The following is a 23,738-nucleotide window of genomic DNA, read 5'->3' as shown; positions in this document are numbered from 1 at the left end:
AATGAGTGTTCTCGCGGCAGGTACGGCGGTGCGCGTCGCTGTCCCGGCGAGTAGCGCGAACTTGGGGCCGGGATTCGATGCCTTCGGTTTGGCCCTGGGGGTGTGGGACGAATACGAGGTCAGCCTGACCGGGGACGACCTGGTGATTGAGGTCACTGGTGAGGGAGCGGACCAGGTTCCGCGAGATGCTCGCCATCTGGTCTATAGGTGCTTGGTGCGTGGCTGGCAAGAGACGGGCCACACGGTGCCATCGGGCTTGCTGCTGCGTTGTCTGAATAGGGTGCCGCACAGCCGGGGCATGGGTAGTTCGGCGACCGCTGCGGTGGCGGGGGTCGCTGCTGCGTTCGCAGTGGCGGCACTGTCCGAAGGGACGCTCCCGGCCGCTGACGGATCTATCCCGGTAGATCGTGACCGCATTAACGAGCTCGCTGCGCATCTCGAAGGCCATCCGGATAACAGTTCGGCGAGCGTGTACGGCGGGATGACCTTGTCATGGTCGGAGGAAGCGGGGCTTGCGGGCGGCGTCCTGCCCGGGGTGCGGACGCTATCGCTGCCCGTGCACCCCAGGGTGGTGCCGGTGGTGTGTGTGCCGCAGATCGAGTTGTCTACGGCTGCGGCGCGGGCAGCTCTGCCGGATCAGGTGGACCTGGCTGACGCGGCAGCGACGGCGGGGCGGGCTGCCTTGCTGGTGGAGGCCATCTCGAGGCGGCCGGAGTGGCTCTGGTCAGCGACAAGGGATTGGTTGCACCAGGAGCAGCGGCGAGTGGCCTACCCGGCTTCGATGGCGATGGTTGATGCGCTGCGGGCCGATGGATACGCCGCAGTGATCTCCGGGGCGGGGCCGTCGGTGCTGGTGTTGACGGTGCGTGAGAACGTTGACGCAGTGATCGCGCACGCGCGCAGGGTGGCTCAGCCAGGACCGGTGCGATGGTCGGTACTCGCCCCCGATGTGCCGACACAAGGGGTGCGAGTGACAGCGGTGTCGGGTCGTTCCGCTGAGCTGTCGTCGTCTAGCGCTGGAGTATTGGGGGCGCCGTAGCCGGTGACGAGGTCGGATCTGCGGCGTGGACGTGCTACATTCAAGGTGCTTCATGGGGTGCGTGAAGGCCGTTCCGAGTTGAGTCTCCGGGGCGTGACGGCACGCAGGAGCAGCCGTTGCCAGTGGTCGATCTGAAATCCCACTGCCGACCGTCACCCCCGTTTGCACCGCCGCCATCCTTTTCCCGGATGTCTCACGCTCGCGGCCGGTTCCACGCCTGCGTGGGATCGGGCGGCACACCCCCCTCGGCGCTGACGGCTCAGTTGATCCTCTCGCCGAGAATCCCTGGTCCGGTCCTGTCCGGGCCCGTACGACGAGGGAAGGACCTTCGTGACTGACACCTTCGAGCCGACCATCCAATCTGGGGACGCGCCGAAGCGCCGTGGCCTCACCACGATGCGGCTGGCCGAGCTCCAGAGTCTCGCGCAGAGCATGGGTCTCCCTGCGACCTCCGGGATGCGCAAGGGTGATCTGATCCAGGCGATCAAGGAACGGCAGGCTGGTTCCAGCCAGGGTGCGTCTCGCACTCCTGCGGCGGTGGAGCCGACCGTGGCGGCTGAGCGGCCGCAGGCCCCGCAACCCGAGGAATCGCTGTCTCGCGCAGCGGATTCCGTTGCACCGCAGAGTGAGACAGTGGGGGAATCATCCGCCACTGGTGTGTCATCGACGCGTACGCGTCGTTCCCGTCGGGTGACGGCTCCGGCCGCAGCACCTGAACGTCGTGAGGAGCCTGTCATCGAGGAAATCTCCGCACCTGCGGTGGCCAACCATGAAGCGGCGCCGACGTCGGCTGTCGCGGTCGAGCGGGGAGACCGGACTTCTCGCTCGGAGGACACCGAGGACGGTCAGGCACGTCGTCGTTCTCGTCGGGACCGGCAGCGTGACTACCGCCAAGGCGAGGGATCTCGCACTGAGCGTTCCGAGGGATACGGCGAGAGTGGCCGTGATCGTGACCGGGACCGTGATCGCCGTGTCGGGAGCGATAGCGGACAGAGCGGGGTGCCAGGGCGCCAGGGCGACACGCGTCGCCCCCGTGATGATGATGAGGACGGACGTGGCGGTCGCCGCCGTAACCGTCAGCGCAGTCGGGACCGCAAGCGTCGTGGCGGCCGTGGCCTGGGTGAGGAGTACAGCGACCAGATGGAGTCGTTCACGGAGGACGACGTGCTGGTGCCGATCGCGGGCATCCTCGATGTGCTCGACAACTATGCATTTGTTCGTACCAGCGGCTACCTCCCCGGACCCAATGACGTGTATGTGCCGCTGGGCATCGTCAAACGGCATGGGCTGCGGAAGGGTGACGCCGTCACCGGTGCGGTCAAGGCATTGCGGGAGGGCGAGCAGCTCCCCGCACGTCAGAAGTTCAACGCTCTGGTGCGGTTGGACACCGTCAACGGTGGCACCCCAGACGCCTCCCGCGGGAGGGTCGAGTTCAACAAGCTCACGCCGCTGTACCCGCAGGAGCGGTTGCGTCTGGAGACTGAGCCCAACATCTACACCACCCGGATCATCGACCTGGTCAGCCCGATCGGTAAGGGGCAGCGCGGTCTGATCGTTTCCCCGCCCAAGGCGGGCAAGACGCTGATCCTGCAGGCCATCGCCAATGCGATCACCAAAAACAACCCTGAGGCGCATCTCATGGTTGTCCTGGTCGACGAACGCCCCGAAGAAGTGACCGACATGCAGCGGACAGTCAAGGGTGAGGTCATCGCCTCCACCTTCGACCGCCCTGCAGACGACCACACCACCGTCGCCGAGCTCGCCATCGAACGGGCCAAGCGTCTCGTCGAGTTGGGGCATGACGTGGTCGTGCTCCTCGACTCGATCACCCGCCTGGGCCGGGCCTACAACCTGGCCGCACCTGCCAGCGGCCGCATCCTCTCTGGCGGTGTGGACTCCAGTGCGCTATACCCGCCGAAACGATTCTTCGGTGCTGCCCGCAACATCGAGAACGGCGGTTCGTTGACGATCCTGGCCACCGCATTGGTGGAGACCGGGTCAAAGATGGACGAGGTCATCTTCGAAGAGTTCAAGGGCACCGGCAACATGGAGTTGCGGCTGAGCCGTCAACTCGCCGACCGTCGTATCTTCCCTGCCGTCGACGTCAACCCCTCGGGGACGCGACGCGAGGAGATCCTCATGAGCACTGAGGAACTCAAGCTCATGTGGAAGCTGCGCCGGATCCTCTCGGCATTGGAGCCCCAGGCTGCTCTGGAGCTGTTGGTCGCCCAGATGAAGAAGACCAAGCACAACGCTGAGTTCTTGATGATGGTGCAGCGCAACAGCAGCATCAAACTGGACGACGAGGACTGACGCTGACTGGCCGACCCGTGGCTGATCTACCTGATGTGGTGGGTCGGCCACGGGCCTGGCCGGATGGGCGGCTCAGATGCCGCTGACCCCGGTCGACTAGTGGAGTGATGGCGTCCTCGGGTGACGTCGACGGGCACCCATCCTGCGCCCGATGCCACTGCGGCGCCGACGAGAACGTCGACGACGCCTCGTCCACGGGGGAGTGGGTCTGTCATGACCGGAGCTGTGTCGATCTTGGTCGCTGACGACGACACTGACATCCGGGATCTGGTCACGTTTAAACTCACCCAGTCCGGGTATCAGGTGCGGGCAGTTCCGGACGGCGAGACCGCCTGGGCGGAGCTGCAACGGCAACCCCCTGATGTGGCGGTTCTTGACGTCATGATGCCCGGCCTGACCGGGATCGACGTCCTACGTCGGGTCCGTGAAGACGACCGCACCAAAGACATCCCGGTGATCCTGCTGACGGCACGCAGCCGGGACGTCGACAGGGAGGAGGGCTACGCCAACGGGGCCAGCGACTATCTGGTCAAACCCTTCAGTCCCCGTGAGCTGGTCCAACGAGTGGTGGCGGTCCTCACCCGATGAGTGGACAGACCTCGTCTTTGAGGAACCCCACAGAGACGATGCCTAGCCCGCGGTGGATGACCTGGCCTGCCCGATGGTGGGCACGGATGGATGGAAAGTCAGTACGTTCCCGATTGACGATGCTGACGGTGCTCACCTCGATCTTGGTGATGGTCGGTGGAATGGTGGCGCTGGTGGGGCTGCGGGACTCGCTTGGTCGAGCTGAGCAGGACACCCATGTCGTCGCGCCAGCATTGGACTCCAACCGCGAGTTGAAGAACACCATGGTGTCCGGCCAGTCCGCACTGCGCGGATACTTGATCGCCAAACTCACCGAACGCGAGAAACTTGAACCAGCGGGAAGCCCCGCAGTGTTCTTGGAACGGTACGAAACTGCTTTGACGTCGTACCAGGATCATCTGGACCGGCTGGATTCCCTGCTTGCGGCAGCGGACGGGGTCGGCTCGGTGAGCACTGCTGAGCTCACCAGGCTGCGCGATAGGCAACGACAGGCAGTGATGGCCTGGTGGGCGTACGCTGCGTCAGCCAAGCTCACCTACGACATCACCCCGCTGCTGTTGATGCGGGGAGACGCCTTATTTGCCGATGTTGATGAGGCGAATGCAGCGCTGTCCAGAGCGCTACTGGAACAGCGCGACTCGTTGGCGGATGCTTTGCGTGACACCATTCGCGCGACTCAACGTCAGGTCCTCATCTCCACTGTGGCGGCGCTATTGGCCGCGGCTTTGCTGGGGTGGTGGTCGATGCGCGATCTGACTGTCCCGTTGGCTCGCCTGCGGGACACCTGTCTGCGGCAGAGCAGCGGCAGCCGTGACGTCTGGGCGGATGAAGACCGGGGGGCTCGTGAGGTCCGAGAGCTCGCGGTGGGGCTCAATGCGCTGACGTCATCCCACCACACGCTCCTCGATGGCCAGACGTATGCCTTGAAATTGGCGCAGGTGGCAAGAGAAACGGGACGACGTATTCAGGATGCCCCTGATCTGGAATCCGCCGTCGAGCTCTCCCTCGATGCGGTGGGCACAGCGCTGGGTAGTGACGACTGCTGCCTGCTGATGATTCACGGAGTAGCCGGGGGAGAGCGGGGTGGTTTTGGCTGGAAGGCCGGCCAGGGCAGCCAGCGGTATTCCGTCTCTGAAGAAGCCGCTCAGTTGGTCCGCCGTGAGGTGCGTCAGCTGTGGAAAGGCGAGCGGTGTTTGGCGATTCCCGATGTGACGGCTCTGGATCAGCCGTCAGCATTGTTTCAGGCCTTGATACGGCAGGGACAGGATCCCGCAGTCGGTGGGGCTGTCTTAGTCGCCCCGTTCGGGGTGGGGGAGGTGCCCCGCGGGGTGATGACAGCGCGCTTCCGCACGGGGCGTCGTACCTGGTCTGAGGTGGAAACCGGCTTTGTGCAGTTCATCACCGCTGAGCTCGCTCGAGGTGCGGAAGCTGAAGAAGTGGCACATGCCCGGTCCGAACAGATGACGCGGTTGGAGGAGTTGGATCGGCAGAAAGACGAGTTCCTCTCGACTGTGTCTCATGAGCTGCGAACTCCGTTGACGTCGATCGCTGGATATCTGGAACTGATCGCAGACGAGGATGTGGGGTCGCTGGCTGAGGAACAGCGGCAAATGTTGGGCATCATCGACCGTAATGTCACCCGATTGCGCGGACTCATCGAAGACTTACTGCTCATCAACCGGATGCGTGATTCTGACACCCAGATTGAAGCAGTGGACCTTGATGCGCTGGTGATGAAGGTCGGTGACGATGTGGCGGCGGTCGCAGAGATGCGCGGGGTGTGTTTTGAGGTGTCCGCTGACGCCGGGGCTCAAGTCATGGCAGATCGAGGACAACTGACCCGCGCAGTGTCCAATATCGTGTCCAATGCGGTGAAGTTCACCGGGCGAGGGCGACGAGTGCGGGTGCGCACAGTGCCTTCCCCTGAGTCGGAACGAGTCCGGGTGGTCTGTGTGGATGAGGGAATTGGCATTCCTGATCATGAGCAGTCCCGGCTGTTCACCCGGTTCTTCCGCGCGAGCAATGCCACGCGAGCGCAGGTCCCGGGGGCGGGTTTGGGATTGGTCGTGGCCAAAGGCATCGTGGAAGCTCATGGCGGCGCGGTCACCATCCATTCAGTGCAGGACGTGGGGACGACAGTGACTGTGGAGTTGCCGCTGGTCTTCCCGGCTCCGTCCTAACGATCTGTACCCGCTAGACTGGTACGTCGGCCACCGGTTCACGTGGGTTCATCCAGTGTCACGACCCGGTCGGTTTTTCACACCCAGGAGAGATCATGCAAAAAGACATCCACCCCGAGTACGGGGTGACCACGGTGACGTGCACCTGCGGCAGCACCTTCAGCACGCGTAGCACCTCCAAGAGTGGCGTGATCAACGCCGACGTATGCAGCCAGTGCCACCCCTTCTACACCGGCAAGCAGAAGATCCTCGACACCGGTGGCCGCGTGGCCCGTTTCGAGGCCCGCTACGGCAAGAAGGCCGCCAAGTAAGGTGCCGTGACGACGCCGACCATCCCGATCGCGGGAGTGGTCGGCGTCGGTGCATGTGAGGTCGTCGAACATCGTCGGAGGGTCGTCATGCTGGAGTCCGCAGCAGCACTGGTCGCGGAATATGTCCAGGTCGAGGAGCAGCTGGCTGATCCGGCGGTCTTCGCAGACCAGGGGTTGGTGCGCAAACTCAACAAGCGGTACGCCGCGTTGGCGCCCACAGTTCGGGTCTACGAAGAGGTGCGAGCCACCACAGACGATCTCGCTACCGCTCAGGAACTCGCCGTAGAAGACGAGTCATTCGCCGCTGAGGTACCAGTCTTGGCTGCTCGACTGGCCGAAGCCCGGGAACGGTTACGCAGACTGTTGATCCCCCGCGACCCCGATGACGACCGCGATGTGATCCTCGAGGTCAAAGCCGGAGAGGGCGGTGAGGAGTCCGCGCTGTTCGCGGCCGACCTGCTGCGAATGTATCTGCGATACGCCGAACGGCGCGGCTGGGCGACCCACCTCTTGGATGTCACCGAATCCGACCTGGGGGGGTACAAAGACGCTCGCCTGTCCATCGCGGCGAAAGGGGTGCCTGCACCGGGCGACGCTCCGTGGGCACGATTGAAATACGAGGGCGGTGTCCACCGAGTCCAACGAGTGCCGGTCACCGAAAGCCAAGGTCGCATTCATACCTCAGCGGCCGGGGTGCTGGTCATGCCGGATATTGATGATCCTGAAGAGGTGGAGATCGCGCCAGCGGACCTGCGCATCGACGTTTACCGTTCGTCCGGCCCCGGCGGCCAGAGTGTCAACACCACCGACTCTGCTGTCCGGATCACCCACGTGCCGACTGGGCTCGTCGTCAGCTGTCAAAACGAGAAATCACAGCTGCAAAACAAGGAGTCCGCGATGCGGGTCCTGCGGGCACGGTTGCACCAGCTTCAGGTGGACGCAGCTGAGGCCGCCGCTGCCGATGCCCGTCGTAGCCAAGTCCGAACCGTGGACCGAAGCGAACGCATCCGCACATACAACTTTCCAGAAAACCGCATCGCTGACCACCGCACCGGTTTCAAGGCTTACAACCTGGACACGGTCCTGGATGGTGATTTGGATGCCGTGGTGCAATCGGCAGTCGATGCGGACGAGGCGGCGCGGCTGGCGCATCTGACGGAGGGCGCATGACCCAGAGCTACCCGCGAGCCGATCTCGCTGGGGCCTTACGCATCGCCACCGCCCAACTCAGCCAGGCTGGCGTCCCTAGTCCGCAGGCCGACGCAGTCGCGCTCGCGGCGCACCTGTGGGGTGTCTCGTGGGGGGAGGTACGCCGCCGTGCGGTGCTGGGGGCGCCTATGCCGGACGGGTACGCCGAGCTGGTGCAGCGTCGAGCCGATCGGGTGCCCTTGCAGCATCTGACCGGGGTCGCGCCGTTCCGCCATATCGAATTGTCTGTTGGTCCCGGTGTGTTTGTTCCGCGACCAGAAACTGAAACCCTCGTTCAGCTCGCCTTGGACTATCTCGGGCAGGACACCACTGCGCCAGGACGTCCTGCGGTGGCGGTCGATCTGTGCACCGGATCCGCCGCGGTAGCTCTGGCGATTGTCGACGAGGTAGTGGCCTATCGGTCCCATGGAGTTCACATGACCGCGGTGGAACTGTCAGAACACGCCATGGCGTATGCCCGACAAAATGTGGCACGGCTCGGCGCTGCGATGCACCTGGTCCACGGGGATGCCGCTGATCCGCTGCTCGCTGACCTCGTCGCGCTCAACGGCGCGGTTGACCTCGTCACGTGCAACCCGCCGTACATCCCGAATGGGGCGATTCCGCGCGATCCTGAGGTCCGTGAGCATGACCCTGACATGGCGCTATATGGGCAGAGTGCAGACGGGCTGGCGGTGCCAGCTCGGATGGCATCGCGAGCGGCGGCGCTGCTGCGTCCTGGTGGATTGTTGGTGATGGAGCATGCTGACAGCCAGGGGGAGAGCCTGCCGACGATGATTGACAGCCAGGGCTGGTGGTCCTCCGTGCAGGATGAGCCCGACGTGACGGGTCGGCCTCGAGTGACCCGAGCCATCCGCTCCGAGGAGCGTTTCACCGCGAGGTGAGTGCCGCTGATCAGATGTCGAGCCGACGGGGAACCAACCCGCAGCGAATGCCGTTGCCCCCCACAAGCGGTGCACAGGTGCACCACTGAGCCGCACCACGTGCGACGAAAGGTTTGTGATGGGATTCCTCGATCGACTCTTCGGCCGTCAGCAGGACTCGGCGCCAGGCCAGATGCCGCCTTCCGGTCAGTTTGGTGCGCCCTCCCCAGGTCACCAGGGGACCGCTGCGCAGGCGCCCGGTGCCTACGGCATGGCCCCACCAGCACCCCCGCAGTACGGCATGCCCCCGTCAGGACAGCCAGCGCCAGCGGGAGCCCCCGCGGCGGGAATGCCACCTCACGGCGCCCCGCTCTCTCAAGCGGACCAGGACAAGCAAGCCGTGGAGCGATACCAATACCTGCTGCGCACTGCGCCGCCAGACCAGATTGAGAAAGTGCACGCTGAAGCGTTCGCGAAGCTCACTCCGGAACAACGCAAGGAGGTTCTGGCCAGGCTGACGCAGGGCAACCCGGCTGAAGCACCAGCGAATGACAGCCCGGAAGCACTGGCCCGGGCCGCGACGCGCGCCGAGATGCGCCAACCTGGCACGATGCAGCAGATGTTGGGCTCCGCCCCAGGCGGCGGAGGTGCCGGCATGGGGATGGGTAAGGTCCTGCTGGCTTCCGTGGCTGGTGCTGCCGTGGGCGTGGCCGTGGGACATGGTTTGATGCAGGGCATCGGTGAACTCGGTGAATTCATTGACAGCGGGCAGGCCGAGGCGATGTTGCCGGACAGCTTCGGGGACGTCGGACTGGATGACTTCGGCTTAGACGACATCTTCTAGGATCGGGCCATGCCGGTCATCGATGTCACCAGTGCCCAGAACCGTGCCGAAGGGGTGGCCCGGGCGGTCCAGGCAGTGCAAGAAGGCGGCATCGTAGTCCTTCCGACTGACACGGTGTATGGCGTTGGTGTTGATGCCTTCAATCCGGAAGCGGTGGCCGCTTTGCAGGCAGCGAAGCACCGGGGGCGGGAGGTTCCGCCCCCGGTGCTCGTCGCAGATGCCCGCACCGTTGATGGGTTGGCTACCGACATCCCTGAGTACGCCCGCCACCTCATGGATGCATGCTGGCCCGGCCCGCTCACCCTGATCCTGAAGGCGCAGCGGTCATTGATGTGGGACCTGGGGGAGACCAATGGCACCGTGGGAGTCCGGATGCCCGACGAGCCGATTGCGTTGGACTTGCTCCGCCAGACCGGCCCCATGGCTGTCACTAGCGCCAACCTGCATGGACAGCCTGCTGCGACGACCGTTTTGGATGCTGCGACCATGTTGGGGGCGGCTGTCGACGTCTATCTCGATGCTGGGCCGTCAGCACAAGGCCAAGCCTCGACCATCGTCGACTGCACTGGCGCAGAACCGGTCCTGCTGCGGCACGGCGGTGTCAGTGAAGCCGACGTACGTCGTATCGCCGCTGGTCCGGGCACCCCGACCGAAGGAGTCGCAGGAAATCCAGGGACGGAATGACGCGTCAGCATCGCCTTTCCCGTTCCCATCAGCGACATCCAGGTCGCCATGCCCGATGTCCCCGGGGCGACGGCAGCGCGCTACCTCTCCTCTGGCTGGGGTTCGCCCCATCGAAGGGCAGAGAAGGCAAACCGAATGTGTTCTTCGACCGCATCCGCCGCGACCTCCTCTTCACCGCGGGCAATGGCCTCCTGAATTCGCCGATGGCCAGCACGGAGATCACCGACAAAGGTCTCCCAGTCGGGCATCGCCCGGAAGGACTCCAAAATGGGCAGGCGCATCGACTCCCGGATCGCGGTCGTCATGTCAGCGAGCAGGACGTTGCCGCCAGCTTGAGCGACAGTGACATGGAACTCAGTGTCGTAGTCGTTAAAAGTAGGTCGATCCAATCCCGGATCATCCATCTGGTCAACCAGTCGACGTAGCCGGGCGACTTCCTCACTTGGAGCAGCTCGAGCGGCCAACCGGGCACTCCACCGCTCCAGCATCACTCGGGCTTCGATGACATCCTGGGCTGGAAAATTAGACAACGCCACATGCAGACGAAGCATCCGCGACAGGGCCTGGCTAGGCATGGCGCAGATGGTGGTCCCGCCGTCTGGGCCGACGCCCACGGCAGCATGGAGCACTCCCTGAGCTTCTAGAGTGCGGATGGCCTCCCGGACTGCTGCTCGCGAGACCCCGAGCATGGCGGCCAGGTCGCGTTCGGGAGGGAGACGATCACCCACCGCGAGCTTGCCGTGCAGGATCTGCTCCTCGATCTGGGCGACAACCTGTTGGTACGCCCGGTGTCGAGGCACCGGGCGCCATGAGGGAGGTGCGGTGTCCCCAGGGGTGGAGTCGAATGACGCCGGAAAAGCCGGCTCGTCGTTCACGTCTATGTCCTCCTGACCGATACTGCCCCCATCATGCCTGGTCGGAAGCAATCTCGGTGGCACGGGGGGACCCTGGACCCACTGAGGATCCTGATCTCTGATGGTCATCCCCGGCAAGGACCAGGGCAGCTGTGCGCCAAGGGCGCTCACACAGTGGGCCGGGAGTCGACACCGAGTTGCCCGCACGGTGGACTGAGAGTCGGGCAGAGACCGGGCGACTGCCCTGACTTTTTCCGAGGGAGCGTTGATGACCATGGCGGGACCAGAGTGGTGCAGCCGACCTCCCCGTGAGCTGTCCAGACCCTGGCGAAGGAATGGCACATATCGCAAAAAGGTTCTACTCTCTGATGGTCAGACCAAGCGGTGCGGGAAAGCTGTGCCTGCCCGTGGGAGTGTTGGAACAACGGAGTTCTCATGACTGTCCTCGCCGGCTTCCAGCCGAATAGCAACCCAATGGGTAGCCAAGTGCTCTCCGCGCTCGTGGCCATGATCCCGATCATCGCGATGCTCGTCACCCTTGGTGGCCTGCGGTGGCGTGCTCACTATGCAGGTCTTTTCTCCTGGTCTTTGGCCTGTATCGCCGCTGTCGCGGCGTACAAGATGCCAGTCGCCATGGTCGCCGCCACCAGCGCGCAGGGATTCGTCTACGGAATCTTCCCGATCGTGTGGATCTTGCTCACCGCGATCTGGATGTATCAGGTCACGGTGATCTCCGGACGATTCGACGATCTGCGGCAGACCTTCTTCCTCATCAGTGATGACCCCCGTGTCCTGGGAATCCTGATCTCCTTCTGCTTCGGTGGTCTCTTGGAGGCTCTCGCCGGATTCGGCGCTCCGGTAGCGATCGTGACGGTCATGTTGATCGCAGTCGGTTTCTCCAAGATGCGAGCCGCCATCACCGCACTGTTGGCCAACACGGTCCCCGTTGCTTTCGGTGCCGTGGGGCTGCCGGTCCTCATGGCCGCCAAAACCGCCAACATGGATGTCCTGGAGATCGCCCCCATCACCGGTCGCATCACTGCCGCGCTCTGCCTGGTCATTCCGTTCCTGCTGCTCGCCCTGATGGACGGGAAGAAGGGCTTGGTGGAGTGTTGGCCCTTCGGCTTGGTGATCGGTTTCACCTTCGGTGTCACCAAGTGGATCGTGTCTTCTTCCGCGCTGTACAACCTCACCGAGATTTTTGCCGCTGTCGTCTCCGTGGGTGTGGCTATTGCTTTCACTCGGGTATGGCACCCCAAGGGTTCCTCCGAAGCCGTCCCGCGCGTCGGACGTCCTGTTGTTCCTTCCCTTGAGGGTGAATACGTTCCGGCCCCGGTCGAAGCTAAAGAAGCCCTGACCGGCAACCGCATCTTCATGGCGGTCGTTCCCTACATCCTGGTCATCGCGGTGTTCGGCATCGCCAACCTGGCTCCAGTCGCTGCCGCGGCCAAGAGCACGGACATCAAAATTCCGTGGCCTGGACTGTCTGGTCAGCTGATGGACTCCGCTGGCAAGGCCGCGTCCCACCAGAACTACACCTTCGCCTGGGCCTCCACTCCTGGCTTGTTGCTGGCGATCGTGGCAATCCTGGTGGCTGTTATTTACAAGGTCTCCATGAAGGACCTGTTCGTCGAGCTGTGGAACAACGTCAAGAAGATGAAGTTCACGATGCTGACGATCGGTTCAGTTGTCGCCCTGGCCTATGTCATGGGTGACTCCGGTCAGACCCTCGCGCTGGGCATGTGGATCGCCGGTGCCGGTGCGATCTATCCCTTCCTGGCGCCGATCCTGGGCTGGATCGGGGTTTATGTCACCGGGTCCGACACCAGCGCCAACATCCTCTTCTCCGGGCTTCAAGCCGGAGTGGGCGACCAAATCGGACACAAGGCACTCCTGGTCGGTTCGAACGCCGCCGGTGGTGTCGTTGGCAAGATGATCTCTCCGCAGAGTCTGGCCATCGCCTCGACCGCCATGGGGCTGGCCGGTGCCGAGTCCGCGATCCTGCGCAAGGTCATCGCTTGGAGCTTCGTCCTGTTGGCGCTGCTCTGCGTGATCTCTGGACTGATGTCGACCCCGGTCCTGGCCTGGGTCCTCCCGTAGATCAGTCCTCTCAGTGGTTTCGAGCAAGGAGTCTCTGGTATGAAACCTGGGCAAGGTAAAAGGGTCGCACTATTCGCTACATGTTCCGGGGACGCTATGTTCCCCGGGACGCCGAAAGCGACATTGACCGTTCTGGAGCGGTTGGGCTGCGAGGTCGTCTTCCCCGAGAAGCAGACCTGCTGCGGTCAGCCCTTCACCAACACTGGCTACTTCGACGAGACGGTGCCGGTGGTACGCAACTTCGTCGAAAGCTTCGGTGGTTACGACTACATCGTCGCCCCGTCAGGGTCTTGCATCGGATCGGTGCGCGACCAGCACCCGATGCTCGCCGAACACTCCGGTGACACCGGCCTGCAGCGCGAGGTCGCCGAGATCACCCAGCGGACCTTTGATGTGAGCGAGTTCATCGTTGACGTCCTCGGTGTCGAGGATGTGGGCGCCTACTTCCCGCACAAGGTCACCTATCACCCGACCTGCCACTCCACCCGAGTTGCCAAGGTGGGAGACAAGCCCTATCGCCTGCTCAACGCGGTGCGTGGGCTCACCCTCCTCGATCTGCCAGACGCCGACCGGTGCTGCGGTTTCGGTGGCACGTTCTCGATGAAGAACCCGGATATCTCGGTCGCGATGGCTTCCGACAAGGCCCGGCACGTGGCGTCCACCGGGGCTGAGTACCTGGTGACCGGCGACAACCTGTGCCTGCTAAACATCTCCGGCGTCCTTGGACGTCAGAACGCTGGCATCACCCCAATCCACCTCATGGAGATCCTCGCTCACACGGAGGAGATGGCGTCATGAGCACTCGCCGTACCCCTGCCCCGCCCCCCGGCGACCTGATTGACTCGCCCCGGTTCCCGGTCGCGGCCCGTCGCGAACTGGGCAACCCCGTCCAGCGTGGCAACCTGCACCATGCCATGACCACCATCCGGACCAAGCGCAGCCGCGTCGTCTCCGAATTGGAGAACTGGGAAGAGCTGCGGCTGGCCGGAGAAGCGATCAAGAACCGTACCCTCCGCCACCTTGACTCCTACCTCCTCCAACTGGAGGAGTCCCTGACTCAGGCTGGTACGACGGTCCACTGGGCCCGAGACGCAGCCGAGGCCAACGAGATCATCATCGGCCTGGTCAAGGGAGCGCTGGCTCGCCACGAAGTCCCGGACGCCGACGCTGAAGTCGTCAAGGTCAAGTCGATGGCCACCCAGGAAATCGACATGAACGAGGCCCTGGAAGAAGCCGGAATTGCTGCCTGGGAGACAGACCTGGCTGAGCTGATCGTCCAGCTCGGACATGACCGTCCCAGCCACATCCTGGTACCCGCCATCCACCGGAACCGCGCCGAGGTCCGTGAGATCTTCCTGGAGGAGATGGGCCGCTACGGTAAAGCTGCTCCTGCTGACCTCCCCGCCGAGCCCCCGCAGCTCGCCGGCGCTGCCCGACTCCACCTGCGCGAGAAGTTCCTGCGCGCCAAGGTGGCCATCTCCGGCGCCAACTTCGCGGTGGCCGAGACCGGCACCTTGGGTGTGGTGGAATCTGAGGGTAATGGCCGGATGTGCCTCACCCTCCCTGAGACGCTGATCAGCGTCGTTGGCATCGAGAAAGTCCTGCCCACGCTCGACGACCTCGAGGTCTTCCTGCAGCTGTTGCCGCGCAGCTCCACCGGCGAACGGATGAACCCCTACACCTCCATGTGGACCGGCCCGACCGACGGCGACGGACCTCAGGAGATGCACGTCGTCCTCATCGACAATGGCCGCACCCGGGTGCTCAGCGACGTCGATGGCCGCGCCGCTCTCCGCTGCATCCGCTGCTCCGCCTGCATCAACACCTGCCCGGTGTATGAAAAAGTCGGTGGCCACGCTTACGGCTCGGTCTACCCCGGACCCATCGGTGCGATCCTGACGCCTCAACTGCGTGGGACCGCCAGCGCGGTGGACAAGTCGCTGCCCTTCGCTTCCACCCTTTGCGGAGCCTGCTTCGACGTCTGCCCAGTCCGGATCCCCATCCCGGACCTGCTCGTCCACATGCGCAACAAGGTCGTCGAGGCGAAGAAGGCCGAAGCCAACGAGGCGGGCCTGATGCACCGGGTCACCCACCCTCACGCCGAACCAGCCATCATGAAGGCCGCAGCCTGGATGATGTCTGACTCCAAACGCTGGTCCGCAGCGACCTCCAGCGTCGCTCTCAGCGGCCAGGTGATGGGCGGGAAGTTCTTCGGCAAGGGCTTCTCACACATCGGGCCGATGCCGTACCCGCTGTCGGCCTGGACCAACGCGCGCGACGTACCCCTGCCTCCGCAGGAATCATTCCGGTCATGGTGGAAACGTGAACGTGGACAGTCTGAACAGGACTCCACGTCGACACAGGCAGAGAGGGAAGGACGATGAGCAGCTCTCCCACGGCGGCACCCCGACCGGCAGGCGAAGCCAAAGACATCATCCTCGGACGGATTCGGACCGCACTGCGTGACGTTCACGAGAGCGACCCCGCTCTTGACGTCCCGGTGGACTGGACCTACCACCAGCCCACCGCCATGCCGGATGTCCTAGAGCGTTTCGTTGAGCGGGTCGAGGACTACAAGGCCCGAGTCGTCCGCACGGACGCCGCTGGGGTCCCCGGATGCATCGCGGAAGCTCTCGTGGAATCCGGTATCCGCTCGGTGGTCCTGCCTGGAGGTCTCGACGCCCGCTGGTGCGCCGCAGTGCGGGGCACCGGAGCAGCCGTCCTGCGTGACGAGCCACTGCTCACCCAAACCGAACTAGACCGAATCGGTGCCGTGGTGACCGCTGCGGCTGTGGGCGTGGCAGAAACCGGCACGATCATGCTGGACCACGGACCCGACCAAGGCCGCAGGGCCTTGTCTCTGGTGCCTGACATGCACATCTGCGTTGTCCGCTCCGAACAGGTCGTCTCCGACATCCCCGAAGCCGTGGGACGACTGGGAGCAGCGTTGCGTGAGGGACGCCCGGCCACCTGGATCAGTGGACCGAGCGCGACCAGCGACATCGAGTTGTCCCGAGTTGAGGGTGTGCACGGTCCGCGCACCCTTTGGGTCATCCTGCAGGAGGGCTGACCTGCAGGAAGGGGTCTCCTTCCCTGGCGATCCCAGCTCGCGACGGAGCATGCGGGCCGGGAAGGAATGACCCCGATCAGCGGCGGGATGTGTCACCTGTGGCGGGCGACACATCCCGCTGCTGTGCGTCCCGACCAGGCCCTGTCAACAGCACTAGACAAAGGCACCTAGAGTGGGGACGCGTTGCAGTGAATAACCCATGGTGAAGGGCGGAGGAGCGTGCGGGAGTACATCCTCGTCTTTGCCGTCGCGCTCGCGGCAACCTATGCCGCGACGCCGATGGTCCGAAGGCTGGCCATCAGGATCGGTGCGATCACCCCGGTGCGGGACCGGGACGTGCACAGCACGCCTATCCCGCGGCTCGGTGGGGTCGCGATCCTGATTGGATTTTTGACAGCAGTAGCAGTCGGTGGACGGCTTCCCCACCTGCATTGCCTGATCCGTAGCGAAGCCGGATTCTGTGGACCCTCCGGTGGCGGGACCGAGATCCGCGGCATCGTGGTGGGCGCGGTCATCGTCACCCTGGTCGGGGCGATCGATGACCTACGCGAGATGGACTGGTTGACCAAACTCGCCGGCCAAATCATCGCTGCCGGGGCCATGGCCTACTCGGGCGTGCAACTCCTCTCCTTACCCATTCTGGGAGTCACCGTCCTGCCCGCGCCGGTGCTCATGGTCGTCACCGTGGTGATCGTGCTGGTCACCACCAACGCCGTCAACTTCATCGACGGGCTTGATGGTCTCGCCGCTGGGATCGTCGGGATCGCCGCCCTCGCGTTCTTCATCTACGTCTATGGGCTCTCGCACTCCTATAACCCTCCCAACGTCTTCTCCACCGCCACATTTGTCTCCGCCGCGACGTTGGGATGCTGCGTCGGTTTCCTCCCGCACAACTTCCACCCCGCACGACTATTCATGGGAGACGCCGGCGCGCTTCTCCTCGGGCTTCTGCTCGCAGCATCGACCATCGCCTTTGTCGGCAACGTCGATCCTGCTGTGGAAGTCGAAGGGAATGCCCAGCTAGCGACCTACCTTCCGATTGTGTTGCCGTTGGCGGTCATGATGATCCCGTTGCTCGACATGACGCTCGCTGTGATCCGCCGTACCCGGCGCGGACAGAGCCCATGGTCTCCCGACGCCCAGCATTTACAGCACCAAATGTTGCGAATTGGTCACAGTCACCCTGGGGCAGTCTTGATGCTGTACTTATGGGCAGCGATCATCGCTTTCGGTGCGGTCTCCTTGGCCTACGTCCAAGGACCGATTCCGCTGCTCACGATAGGAGTGGCTATCCTTGCCGCTCTCTGGCTGACCGGTCGGTTGCCGAAGTGGCTGGAGAGCAGACGCTTGTGATAGCTTTCACAAACCTTTCCCCGCGAAGAGGCAACCAGTATGCCGGTGGCCAACCTGCCTGTGGCAGGATGACTTCGACCCGTATTCCCGTCAGTGAGGACTCCCATACCCATGATGCGCGCTTGCCGTCGCCGAGGTGAGCGATCGGTCTTTGTCGCGATGATGATCTGGGGATCAGTCGCATCAGCGGTGTTACTCGTCGTGGTCGGTGCGGTGGGTGTCGCGATGGGTGACGAGGAGTCGGCGCTCAGCGGCGCAGTCGGGGTCCTGGTGGCGACGGCCTTTTTCGCGTTGGGGGCATCCTGCCTGCAGATGTTGCTGCAGCATGTGGCGACTCCGACGATGATGGCCGGGGCATTCCTGGTCTACGGGCTGCAGATCTCCGCACTGTTCTGGCTGTATGAGCTCGTTGCGTCAGCATCCTGGTTGCGGGGTTCTTGGTTGGCGTGGGGAGCTTTTGGGGCGACCATCGCCTGGCAGGCCTCTCAGGTCTGGGCAGTCACGCAGACCAGACAACTGATTTACGACGGTGGCATGCCCGCCGCTGTCACTGCCGAAGGGGTGAGCTCGTGAACGTTCATTCGACGGGGCATGCGCCCATCCCCACCTCAGATGGTCATTTCGAAGCTGTAACCCGCCCGGTTGCTGATGATGCCACCACGATCCTGTCCTACCTCATGTCTGGGCCCCTGGTCTTGGGAGGTATCGGATGGGGGCTGGACGCCTGGCTGGGCACCAACTTCCTTGTCGCCATCGGTTCGCTTACCGGGATCGCGATGAGCATTTACGTCATCTGGCTCCGGTACGGTGAAGCATGACGGTGACGACCCGCCAGCGGCGATGCTGCCGTAAGCACTTCCCGTCCTCCACTAGCCGGGTCCTTCGCGGACGCGGCCCACGCACCCCCTCCAAGGAGAAGCAGTGAGCGCGAGCGCCATGACCACCCCCATGGCCGGCCTGTTGATCACGGATGGAGGCTCGTTTACCCCACCAGAGCCCAGCGAGTTCTACCAGCCACTCTGGGGGAGCGGCGTACTCACCGTGACTCGGCCCATGCTGGTGATGACAGCCACCTTTGTGATTCTGGTGGCCTGGATGCTGTGGTCCCTCAAAGGGGCAGCGGTGGTGCCCACTCGTCGTCAGCACCTGTTTGAAACGGTCTATAACTTCGTGCGTAACGACATTGCGAAGGACATGATCGGTAGTCATGATTTCCGGCGGTTCATGCCGTTGATCTTCGCTTTGTTCACTTTCATCGCGTTGAACAACTTCATGGGTGTTATCCCATTTTTCCAGAACCCGCCGATGGCTCGGATCGGCTTCCCCATCGGTTTGGTGGCTATTGTTTATGTCACCTACCACTTTGCGGGTGTGCGTAAGCATGGTGTGGCTGGCTACTTTGGGACGCTTCTCCCCGCTGGGCTCCCCTGGTGGATTAAGCCGGTCATCTTCGTGTTGGAGTTCGTCTCTAACTTCCTGGTTCGTCCGCTGACTCTGACACTGCGTCTCTTCGGCAACATGATGGCTGGCCACATGGTGTTGGTCCTCTTTGTGCTCGGCGGCGAGTTCTTGCTGCTACATGGTGAGGGGCTGCTGAAACTTGCTGGCGTCGCCTCGTACATGATGGCTGTCCTGATGACGCTCTTCGAAATGCTGGTGCAATTCCTGCAGGCTTATGTCTTTGCGCTGTTGGCTGCCAGCTACATCGGCTCTTCTCTTGCGGATGAGCACTGATTCCCAGACTTCTTCTGTCCACAACTGAACAATCATCCCCAGTCTCCGGAGGCTACTCGCCTCTGGTAACCCTGAGAAAAGGACACGCATCATCATGACCGGCACCATGAACCTCGTTGGCTACGGTATCTCCACCATCGGCCCGGCCATCGCCATCGGTCTCATCTTCGCCGCCCTCATCAACGGCGTCGCCCGTCAGCCTGAGGCCAAGAACATCCTGCAGCCGCTGGCCATCCTCGGCTTCGCCGTGGCCGAAGCTTTGGCCATCCTCGGCTTCGTCGCGCTCTTCATCGTGAAGTCCTGACCCGCTTCCCGCCCACTGTCCCGCCCCGACACGACGTGCGTCGGGGACAGCATGGTCCTAGGAGATACCCGTGCAACTCAGCCTGACGCAGCATGTCGTGGCGCTGATGCCGCTGGAAGGCGGCGGTGGCGGCAATGACGGTCACGGCCTGTCGATCGTTCCGCATATCGGCGAGCTTGTCTTCGGCACGCTGCTGTTCCTGGTTTTTGCCGCCATTGTCTGGGTGAAGGTCGTGCCCACCATCGAGGAAATTTATCGGCAACGCGCCGAGGCCATCGAAGGTGACATGGGCCGCGCCGAGGCTGCTCTCGCCGAAGCCAACACGACCAAGGCGGAATACGAGAAGAATCTGGCTGACTCGCGCGCCGAGGCAGCTCGGATCCGTGAGGAGGCGCGCGAACAGGGCGCCGCCATCATTGCGGAGATGCGGGATCAGGCTCAGGTCGAAGCCGCGCGTCTTCTCGAGAATGCTCAACGGCAGATTGAAGCTGAGCGGGCGCAGGCGATGGCTCAGCTCACTGGTGAGGTGGGCCGGTTGTCTACCGATCTCGCCAGCCGGATTGTCGGGGAATCGTTGAACGATGAGGTCCGTCAGCGCGGCATCGTTGAGCGGTTCATCGCGGATCTGGAATCAGGTCGGGTCACGTCGGATCGGGCTGGTGCCTCCGCGTCCGGGTCTGGCGAGGGGATCTGATGGATGGGTCGTCCCGTGGCGCCTGGCATGCCGCACTGACGAAGAGCCACGAGATCGAGCGAGGCGGACAGGTCGACTTGCGTCATCTTGCGGGCGAATTGTTCGCGGTGAGCGAGATGGTGGGCGCCGAGGCTAAGTTACGTCGGGCGCTGTCAGATCCGTCTCGGGACGCCTGGCCCAAACGTGACCTTGCGTCGCGGTTGTTTGAGTCACGTTTGTCTGGTCCGGCCTTGCAGATCGTCCATGAAGCGGTCAGTGGACGATGGGCGCATGATCAGGATCTGGTGGATGCTCTGGAGCGGCTGGGGATCGACCTGGTATTCGCTGCTGCGGAGGCCGAGGGGTGGCTGAACCGTTTGGAGGATGAGCTCTTCTCGGTTGATCAGGCGGTGCGTCATCACCAGGAGATCAGAGAAACTCTGGGTCGGCGTGATGTCTTGCCTGACGCCAAGGTCGCCTTTATCCGACGACTGTTCGAAGGCAAGATCTCCGCGGATGCGCTATGGCTGGCGACTCGCCCGATCATGAACCCGCGAGGCCGCAAGTACACCGCAGCGGTGTGGCGTCAGTTGGCCATTGCGGCGCGGCGGCGGCACCAGATCACTGCAGTGATCACCTCGGCCATCCAACTCACCGCGGTGCAAAAGCACCGCATCGAGTCGGCCTTGACGCAGATGTACGGGCGAGGTGTCAACGCGAACCTCGTGATTGATCCGCAGGTGCTCGGCGGAATCCACATCCGGGTCGGTGACGACGTCATTGACGGCAGCATCTTGCGGCGACTGGACAACGTCCGCCGGGCGATGAGCTCCCGGTAAGAGCAGGACCACGGCCCCTGGGCCGTGCATAGCAGCATCGCCGCGAGCCGGCAGACCCAACCGAACAGCTCGGCCCAGGTAGGCCGGACGAACTGAGGAAGAAGAGAGACACGATGGCGGAGCTCACGATCCGCCCGGAGGAGATCCGGGACGCACTGGACAGTTTCGTCCAGTCCTACGAGCCCGACGCGGCCACCCGCGAAGAGGTCGGCCGGGTCACCGACGCCGGTGACGGCATCGCCCACGTCGAGGGTCTGCCCTCGGCGATGACGAATGAACTGCTTCAGTTTGAGGACGGGACACTCGGCCTGGCCCTGAACCTCGACGTCCACGAGATCGGCGTGGTCATCCTGGGTGACTTCTCCGGGATCGAGGAAGGCCAGAGCGTCAAACGCACCGGTGAGGTGCTCTCCGTCCCGGTGGGCGACGGATACCTCGGCCGCGTGGTGGACCCGCTGGGTAACCCGATCGATGGCTTGGGGGAGATCCCTAGCGAAGGTCGCCGGGAGTTGGAGCTTCAGGCGCCTAACGTGATGCAGCGCAAGTCGGTGCATGAACCGTTGCAGACCGGGATCAAGGCCGTCGACTCGATGATCCCGATCGGACGCGGTCAGCGTCAGCTCATCATTGGTGACCGCCAGACCGGTAAGACCACGGTTGCGGTGGACACGATCATCAACCAGAAGGCCAACTGGGCCAGCGGCGACATCGACAAGCAGGTGCGGTGCATCTATGTCGCCATTGGACAGAAGGGCTCCACGATCGCGTCGGTCAAGGGCACCCTTGAGGAAGCTGGCGCGATGGAGTACACGACGATCGTCGCTGCGCCTGCGTCCGACGCCGCAGGCTTTAAATACCTTGCCCCGTACACCGGCTCAGCGATTGGGCAGCACTGGATGTACGCCGGTAAGCACGTACTGATCGTGTTTGACGACCTGTCCAAGCAGGCAGAGGCGTATCGTGCAGTCTCGCTGCTGCTGCGTCGTCCGCCGGGCCGTGAAGCCTACCCCGGTGACGTTTTCTACCTGCACAGCCGGCTGCTAGAGCGTTGCGCCAAACTGTCGGACGAGATGGGCAAGGGCTCAATGACGGGCTTGCCGATCATTGAGACCAAGGCGGGTGACGTCTCGGCGTACATCCCGACGAACGTCATCTCCATCACGGACGGTCAAATCTATTTGCAGGCTGACTTGTTCAACGCCAACGTGCGTCCGGCTATCGACGTGGGTGTCTCGGTGTCCCGTGTGGGTGGTTCGGCACAGATCAAGGCGATGAAGGAAGTCGCGGGACGACTCAAGCTGGACCTTGCCCAGTTCCGGGCGATGGAAGCGTTCGCAATGTTCGCTTCCGATCTGGATGCGGCGTCGAAGGCTCAGCTGGCTCGTGGTGCGCGTCTGGTCGAGTTGCTGAAGCAGCCGCAGTCCTCGCCGTACCCGGTGGAGGAGCAGGTCGTCTCGGTGTGGGCCGGGACCACCGGCAAGCTCGACGATGTGGCGGTCGAGGATGTCAAGAGGTTCGAGGCAGAATTCTTGGACTTCATGCGTCGAGAGAACGCGGGGATCCTTGAAGCCATCCGGGAGACCAAGAAACTGGATGACGACACTAAAGCTGGCATGGAGTCAGCAATGGAGGCCTTCAAGGGTCAGTTCACCGACAGCGACGGTCGCCCTCTGGTGACGGGTGTCCCGCAGGACGCCCCGGTGGATGCCCTTGAGGACCACGATGTCGACCAGGAGCGGATCGTCCGACAGCGTTGATAGGTCACTGGTGTGGTCCGCGTGGGCGGACCACACCAGTGCCAGAACGTGTCGGCACGGCCCCGTTGAGCTAGAGAGACCAAGGAGAGGCGGAAAGATATGGGAGCGCAGATCCGGGAGTACCGGCAGCGCATCCGCTCCGTCAAGGCGACGCAGAAGATCACCAAGGCGATGGAGCTGATGGCGGCATCGCGGGTCGTCAAGGCGCGGACCCGCGTCGAGGAGACCACCCCGTACGCCACGGCCCTCACCAGAGCGCTCAGCGCCGTGGCCAGCCACTCCGATGCCGAGCACCCTCTCACCTCGGTGGTGGATCATCCCCGCCGGGCTGCCGTGCTCATCATCGCCAGCAACCAGGGGCTGGCCGGTGGATATATCTCCTCGGTGTTGAAGGAGAGCGAGCGACTGGTCCAGAAGCTGCGCAAGGAGGGCAAAGAGGTGGTGCCCTTCCTGGTGGGGCGGAAGTCCATCTCGTACTACCGCTTCCGGCATCGTGAGTATGCCGCTAGCTGGGAAGAGTCGACGGACAACCCCAGCTATGACACTGCCAAGAGCATCAGTGACCGACTGATCCAAGAGTTCCTTGCCGAAGAAACGGCAAGAGTGGATGAGGTCCACGTTGTCTATACGCAGTTCCGCAGCATGGTGACCCAGGTGCCGCGGGCGTTGCGGCTGCTGCCGATCGAAGTCGTTGACGAATCCGGTACGCCATCGGGCGAGGAAAGCGGCCACACCATGCTGCCGCTCTACGAGTTCGAACCGAGTACCGAAGAAGTCCTTGACGCGATCCTGCCGCAGTACGTCACCCACCGGATCTACAACTGTCTGCTGCAGTCAGCGGCCTCCGAACTCGCTTCGCGGCAGCGGGCCATGAAGTCCGCGACTGACAACGCAGACGAACTCATCAAGACCTATACCCGGCTGGCCAACCAGGCCCGTCAGGCCCAGATCACCCAAGAGATCAGCGAGATCGTGGGCGGCGCCAACGCCCTCGCGGACGCGAAGTAATGACACGAGGAGCAT

At 63.5% G+C, this 23,738-nt stretch carries 23 protein-coding genes; 22 read left to right on the top strand and 1 reads right to left on the bottom strand.

Annotation, left to right across the window (positions count from 1 at the left end; all coding sequences use genetic code 11):
- Position 1: 1 nt before the first annotated feature.
- The 9 genes from thrB (at position 2) to KEM60_RS03785 (ending at position 10,031) form a co-directional block, all read left to right on the top strand.
- Entirely contained in the window at positions 2-1,039 is a 1,038-nt protein-coding gene (gene thrB, locus KEM60_RS03825; RefSeq protein ID WP_219106175.1) for a homoserine kinase, read from the top strand.
- A 396-nt stretch (positions 1,040-1,435) separates the two neighbouring features.
- Complete coding sequence (gene rho / locus KEM60_RS03820; protein WP_219106567.1) at positions 1,436-3,352, top strand: transcription termination factor Rho; 1,917 nt, start codon at positions 1,436-1,438, stop codon at positions 3,350-3,352.
- Between the two features lie 213 nt (positions 3,353-3,565).
- Positions 3,566-3,940, top strand: coding sequence for a response regulator transcription factor (locus KEM60_RS03815; protein ID WP_219106174.1), 375 nt, complete (start codon positions 3,566-3,568; stop codon positions 3,938-3,940).
- A gap of 38 nt (positions 3,941-3,978) precedes the next feature.
- The gene (locus KEM60_RS03810) at positions 3,979-6,120 is read left to right on the top strand and encodes a HAMP domain-containing sensor histidine kinase (protein WP_219106173.1); all 2,142 of its coding nucleotides are present in this window, start codon (positions 3,979-3,981) and stop codon (positions 6,118-6,120) included.
- 95 nt (positions 6,121-6,215) lie between these two features.
- Positions 6,216-6,431 carry a 50S ribosomal protein L31 gene (gene rpmE / locus KEM60_RS03805; RefSeq protein WP_219106172.1) on the top strand — a complete coding sequence of 72 codons (216 nt, stop codon included), beginning with the start codon at positions 6,216-6,218 and terminating at the stop codon, positions 6,429-6,431.
- A gap of 87 nt (positions 6,432-6,518) precedes the next feature.
- Complete coding sequence (gene prfA, locus KEM60_RS03800; protein WP_219106566.1) at positions 6,519-7,601, top strand: peptide chain release factor 1; 1,083 nt, start codon at positions 6,519-6,521, stop codon at positions 7,599-7,601.
- The gene (gene prmC / locus KEM60_RS03795) at positions 7,598-8,524 is read left to right on the top strand and encodes a peptide chain release factor N(5)-glutamine methyltransferase (protein WP_219106171.1); all 927 of its coding nucleotides are present in this window, start codon (positions 7,598-7,600) and stop codon (positions 8,522-8,524) included. Before prfA ends, prmC begins: the two co-directional genes overlap by 4 nt.
- Before the next feature lie 118 nt (positions 8,525-8,642).
- Positions 8,643-9,347 carry a DUF2076 domain-containing protein gene (locus KEM60_RS03790; RefSeq protein ID WP_219106170.1) on the top strand — a complete coding sequence of 235 codons (705 nt, stop codon included), beginning with the start codon at positions 8,643-8,645 and terminating at the stop codon, positions 9,345-9,347.
- A gap of 9 nt (positions 9,348-9,356) precedes the next feature.
- On the top strand, positions 9,357-10,031 hold the full coding sequence (locus tag KEM60_RS03785) for an L-threonylcarbamoyladenylate synthase (RefSeq protein ID WP_219106169.1): 675 nt from the start codon (positions 9,357-9,359) through the stop codon (positions 10,029-10,031).
- 80 nt (positions 10,032-10,111) lie between these two features.
- On the opposite strand, the gene KEM60_RS03780 is transcribed toward KEM60_RS03785, so the two are convergent.
- Positions 10,112-10,906 carry a FadR/GntR family transcriptional regulator gene (locus tag KEM60_RS03780; RefSeq protein ID WP_255574205.1) on the bottom strand — a complete coding sequence of 265 codons (795 nt, stop codon included), beginning with the start codon at positions 10,904-10,906 and terminating at the stop codon, positions 10,112-10,114.
- A 414-nt stretch (positions 10,907-11,320) separates the two neighbouring features.
- Here KEM60_RS03780 and KEM60_RS03775 point away from each other — a divergent pair, with 414 nt between their 5' ends.
- The 13 genes from KEM60_RS03775 (at position 11,321) to KEM60_RS03715 (ending at position 23,723) form a co-directional block, all read left to right on the top strand.
- Positions 11,321-12,985, top strand: coding sequence for an L-lactate permease (locus KEM60_RS03775; protein ID WP_219106167.1), 1,665 nt, complete (start codon positions 11,321-11,323; stop codon positions 12,983-12,985).
- Positions 12,986-13,024: 39 nt separating this feature from the next.
- Positions 13,025-13,783, top strand: a complete 759-nt coding sequence (locus KEM60_RS03770) for a (Fe-S)-binding protein (protein ID WP_219106166.1) — start codon at positions 13,025-13,027, stop codon at positions 13,781-13,783.
- A complete protein-coding gene (locus KEM60_RS03765; protein WP_219106165.1) occupies positions 13,780-15,369 on the top strand; it encodes a LutB/LldF family L-lactate oxidation iron-sulfur protein in 1,590 nt (529 codons plus the stop codon). The genes KEM60_RS03770 and KEM60_RS03765 overlap by 4 nt, the downstream gene beginning before the upstream one ends.
- Positions 15,366-16,055: an LUD domain-containing protein gene (locus KEM60_RS03760; RefSeq protein ID WP_219106164.1), complete on the top strand. Its 690-nt coding sequence runs from the start codon at positions 15,366-15,368 to the stop codon at positions 16,053-16,055. The genes KEM60_RS03765 and KEM60_RS03760 overlap by 4 nt, the downstream gene beginning before the upstream one ends.
- A 219-nt stretch (positions 16,056-16,274) precedes the next feature.
- Complete coding sequence (locus KEM60_RS03755) at positions 16,275-17,408, top strand: MraY family glycosyltransferase (protein ID WP_219106163.1); 1,134 nt, start codon at positions 16,275-16,277, stop codon at positions 17,406-17,408.
- Between the two features lie 111 nt (positions 17,409-17,519).
- Positions 17,520-17,981 (top strand): hypothetical protein, encoded by a 462-nt coding sequence (locus tag KEM60_RS03750; RefSeq protein ID WP_219106162.1) that lies wholly within the window; start codon positions 17,520-17,522, stop codon positions 17,979-17,981.
- Entirely contained in the window at positions 17,978-18,226 is a 249-nt protein-coding gene (locus KEM60_RS03745) for an AtpZ/AtpI family protein (RefSeq protein WP_219106161.1), read from the top strand. Before KEM60_RS03750 ends, KEM60_RS03745 begins: the two co-directional genes overlap by 4 nt.
- 103 nt (positions 18,227-18,329) lie before the next feature.
- Positions 18,330-19,142 carry a F0F1 ATP synthase subunit A gene (gene atpB / locus KEM60_RS03740; protein WP_255574204.1) on the top strand — a complete coding sequence of 271 codons (813 nt, stop codon included), beginning with the start codon at positions 18,330-18,332 and terminating at the stop codon, positions 19,140-19,142.
- 94 nt (positions 19,143-19,236) lie between these two features.
- On the top strand, positions 19,237-19,446 hold the full coding sequence (locus KEM60_RS03735; protein ID WP_370626280.1) for a F0F1 ATP synthase subunit C: 210 nt from the start codon (positions 19,237-19,239) through the stop codon (positions 19,444-19,446).
- A gap of 70 nt (positions 19,447-19,516) precedes the next feature.
- Positions 19,517-20,140 (top strand): F0F1 ATP synthase subunit B, encoded by a 624-nt coding sequence (locus tag KEM60_RS03730; RefSeq protein ID WP_255574203.1) that lies wholly within the window; start codon positions 19,517-19,519, stop codon positions 20,138-20,140.
- Positions 20,140-20,958 carry a F0F1 ATP synthase subunit delta gene (locus KEM60_RS03725; protein WP_219106160.1) on the top strand — a complete coding sequence of 273 codons (819 nt, stop codon included), beginning with the start codon at positions 20,140-20,142 and terminating at the stop codon, positions 20,956-20,958. The genes KEM60_RS03730 and KEM60_RS03725 overlap by 1 nt, the downstream gene beginning before the upstream one ends.
- 113 nt (positions 20,959-21,071) lie before the next feature.
- Positions 21,072-22,715, top strand: coding sequence for a F0F1 ATP synthase subunit alpha (gene atpA, locus KEM60_RS03720; RefSeq protein ID WP_219106159.1), 1,644 nt, complete (start codon positions 21,072-21,074; stop codon positions 22,713-22,715).
- 99 nt (positions 22,716-22,814) lie between these two features.
- Positions 22,815-23,723: a F0F1 ATP synthase subunit gamma gene (locus KEM60_RS03715; protein ID WP_219106158.1), complete on the top strand. Its 909-nt coding sequence runs from the start codon at positions 22,815-22,817 to the stop codon at positions 23,721-23,723.
- The last annotated feature ends 15 nt before the right edge of the window (positions 23,724-23,738 follow it).

It is taken from the genome of Austwickia sp. TVS 96-490-7B (assembly GCF_019331795.1).
GTDB lineage: Bacteria > Actinomycetota > Actinomycetes > Actinomycetales > Dermatophilaceae > Austwickia.
The sequence above is the reverse complement of the archived record's forward strand: the minus strand, read 5'-3'. Positions and strand labels throughout refer to the sequence as shown.

Coding starts and splice junctions, on each gene's coding strand:
- KEM60_RS03785 (WP_219106169.1), top strand. CDS start 9,357: ATGCCGGTCATCGATGTCACCAGTGCCCAGAACCGTGCCGAAGGGGTG.
- rpmE (WP_219106172.1), top strand. CDS start 6,216: ATGCAAAAAGACATCCACCCCGAGTACGGGGTGACCACGGTGACGTGC.
- atpA (WP_219106159.1), top strand. CDS start 21,072: ATGGCGGAGCTCACGATCCGCCCGGAGGAGATCCGGGACGCACTGGAC.
- KEM60_RS03775 (WP_219106167.1), top strand. CDS start 11,321: ATGACTGTCCTCGCCGGCTTCCAGCCGAATAGCAACCCAATGGGTAGC.
- KEM60_RS03765 (WP_219106165.1), top strand. CDS start 13,780: ATGAGCACTCGCCGTACCCCTGCCCCGCCCCCCGGCGACCTGATTGAC.
- KEM60_RS03770 (WP_219106166.1), top strand. CDS start 13,025: ATGAAACCTGGGCAAGGTAAAAGGGTCGCACTATTCGCTACATGTTCC.
- prfA (WP_219106566.1), top strand. CDS start 6,519: ATGCTGGAGTCCGCAGCAGCACTGGTCGCGGAATATGTCCAGGTCGAG.
- KEM60_RS03725 (WP_219106160.1), top strand. CDS start 20,140: ATGGATGGGTCGTCCCGTGGCGCCTGGCATGCCGCACTGACGAAGAGC.
- prmC (WP_219106171.1), top strand. CDS start 7,598: ATGACCCAGAGCTACCCGCGAGCCGATCTCGCTGGGGCCTTACGCATC.
- KEM60_RS03810 (WP_219106173.1), top strand. CDS start 3,979: ATGCCTAGCCCGCGGTGGATGACCTGGCCTGCCCGATGGTGGGCACGG.
- KEM60_RS03750 (WP_219106162.1), top strand. CDS start 17,520: ATGATGCGCGCTTGCCGTCGCCGAGGTGAGCGATCGGTCTTTGTCGCG.
- KEM60_RS03715 (WP_219106158.1), top strand. CDS start 22,815: ATGGGAGCGCAGATCCGGGAGTACCGGCAGCGCATCCGCTCCGTCAAG.
- KEM60_RS03735 (WP_370626280.1), top strand. CDS start 19,237: ATGACCGGCACCATGAACCTCGTTGGCTACGGTATCTCCACCATCGGC.
- KEM60_RS03815 (WP_219106174.1), top strand. CDS start 3,566: ATGACCGGAGCTGTGTCGATCTTGGTCGCTGACGACGACACTGACATC.
- thrB (WP_219106175.1), top strand. CDS start 2: ATGAGTGTTCTCGCGGCAGGTACGGCGGTGCGCGTCGCTGTCCCGGCG.
- KEM60_RS03760 (WP_219106164.1), top strand. CDS start 15,366: ATGAGCAGCTCTCCCACGGCGGCACCCCGACCGGCAGGCGAAGCCAAA.
- KEM60_RS03790 (WP_219106170.1), top strand. CDS start 8,643: ATGGGATTCCTCGATCGACTCTTCGGCCGTCAGCAGGACTCGGCGCCA.
- rho (WP_219106567.1), top strand. CDS start 1,436: ATGCGGCTGGCCGAGCTCCAGAGTCTCGCGCAGAGCATGGGTCTCCCT.